We start from the raw sequence: 1,810 nt of genomic DNA on the forward strand, positions 1-1,810 counted from the left end.
CGACCCAGGATGCTAACATGGCACTGGTGGCTTCGCCGCGTTTGGCGGTGATGATGTAGAGTCCGCCGCTGATGCGCCCCAAGGCTTTGTCGAGATCGTTATCGAGGGATTTCATCTGCTTGATGCTGCGATCGCGTGTCAACCATTGTCCTAGATCTGTGCCTGCTTCTTCACAGAGTTGGTAGGTATTTTCGGTAGGGGCAGTTTCGATCCGAATTGGCTCGAAGGCTTCACGCACACCGATTTCGCGCAGTTTGTTTCGGAGCAAATAAACTGATTCGTCGTCACCACCGCCAGATTCAAATAGTCCGAAGTTTTGTTTGGCGTTAATTGCAGCTAAGATCGTACTGACTAAGGCTTGAGTTTGAGTAGCATCTACGCCTGACTGGGGGGGCATTCCCACGACTACGCCAGCGGCGATATTTACTAGTTCGCGAACTTCGTGAGGATCTGATTCGCGTAAGTCGATCAGTTCTACGCCTACGCCTGTTTTGGCGATACCTTGACCGATCGAATTGGCAATTAAATCGCTATGTCCGTACTCGGAGATGTAGAATATCACTGCCATCGTTGTGGCTTTGGCTTGGGTTTGACTCCACTCTTGATACCGTCCGACGAGTTCGGTAATATTATATTTTAATAATGGCCCATGTCCGGTGGCAATTGTAGCGATCGGTGGTAAGTCGCCCATGCGTTTGATTGCGGCTAATACCGATCGAGCATTTGGCCCCATTAAACAGTCATAATAAACCTGATAATCTTTATCTAAAATTGCCAGATCTTCATCATAGATCTGGTCATCACAATAGTGCATCCCAAATACGTCGCAAGTGAACAGGGTTTGGGTATGATGGTCGTAGGTGAGAATGGTATCTGGCCAATGGAGATTGGGAGCTGAGACAAATTCTAATTCATGCCCATTGCCTAAGTCCAATCGATCGCCATTTTTGACCATCTTCTGCTGGTAAGGCTGATGGATCAAGTTATCAAGGAATTGGATCGCTACCTTTGCACCGACGACGATAATGTTCGGGTTAAGTTGCAATAAGTCTTTAACTAAACCACTATGATCTGGTTCCGTATGACTGACGACTAAATAATCAATATCTGCGGGATCGATTAATCCTAATAAGGTATCCAAATAAATCTGGCGAAACTTGGCGTGGGAAGTATCTACTAAGGCGATCTTTTCGCCCCGAATCAGGAAGGAGTTATAAGTAGTCCCATTTTCGAGCGCAAATTCAATATCAAACCGATCGCGATCCCAGTCGAGCGATCGCATTACCGTCGTATTCTCAGCAATCTCCTCAACCTGCATCGTCAACCGCTTTTGGATCTTATCGGTCAGTAATACCATAGTAATTCACCTTTGCTTTTAAAACTTTTTTGGTGCTTGTTTCTATTGTTGCACGATTCTTTTGTAAATTTTTATCAAAAATACTATCGATCGGTTAACTTAACCTAATCAATTCAACTATCTACTGTCAACTTTTTTCGATCGCCATGAGATGGACAAGGCGGCGCGGAAATAGACTTATCTAACCAACCCACAGCTTGGGAAAATCTGGCTAAGGCTTCATCGGGATTATCCTTGAGTGAAAATACCAGCGCAGCAGCGGCTTGTTCGCGGGCGCGGGCGGGACGATTGGATTTGAGTCTATGCCAATCCGTTTCGGCAATCCGCAGCCGTTCGGCGAGGGCTTGAGCGAGTTCTAGGGTGGTAAGATCGTCTGGAATGGAAGACATGGGAGTTCTGACCTAAATTTAGGCATATTAATAATAATGCTACTTAAATTGTATCTCTCGCCAT

2 protein-coding genes are annotated in these 1,810 nt (G+C 45.9%); both read right to left on the reverse strand.

Annotation, left to right across the window (positions count from 1 at the left end):
- Positions 1-1,357, reverse strand: a 1,357-nt coding sequence (locus RMO55_RS07910) for an MBL fold metallo-hydrolase (RefSeq protein ID WP_310425588.1), incomplete at its 3' end; no start/stop codon positions are given.
- A 113-nt stretch (positions 1,358-1,470) separates the two neighbouring features.
- Positions 1,471-1,746, reverse strand: a complete 276-nt coding sequence (locus RMO55_RS07915; protein WP_310425590.1) for a DUF6439 family protein — start codon at positions 1,744-1,746, stop codon at positions 1,471-1,473.
- Positions 1,747-1,810 lie beyond the last annotated feature (64 nt).

Origin of the sequence: Chamaesiphon sp. VAR_48_metabat_135_sub (assembly GCF_031418915.1) — a bacterium.
In the GTDB taxonomy this organism is placed as follows: domain Bacteria; phylum Cyanobacteriota; class Cyanobacteriia; order Cyanobacteriales; family Chamaesiphonaceae; genus Chamaesiphon.

Coding starts and splice junctions, on each gene's coding strand:
- RMO55_RS07915 (WP_310425590.1), bottom strand. CDS start 1,746: ATGTCTTCCATTCCAGACGATCTTACCACCCTAGAACTCGCTCAAGCC.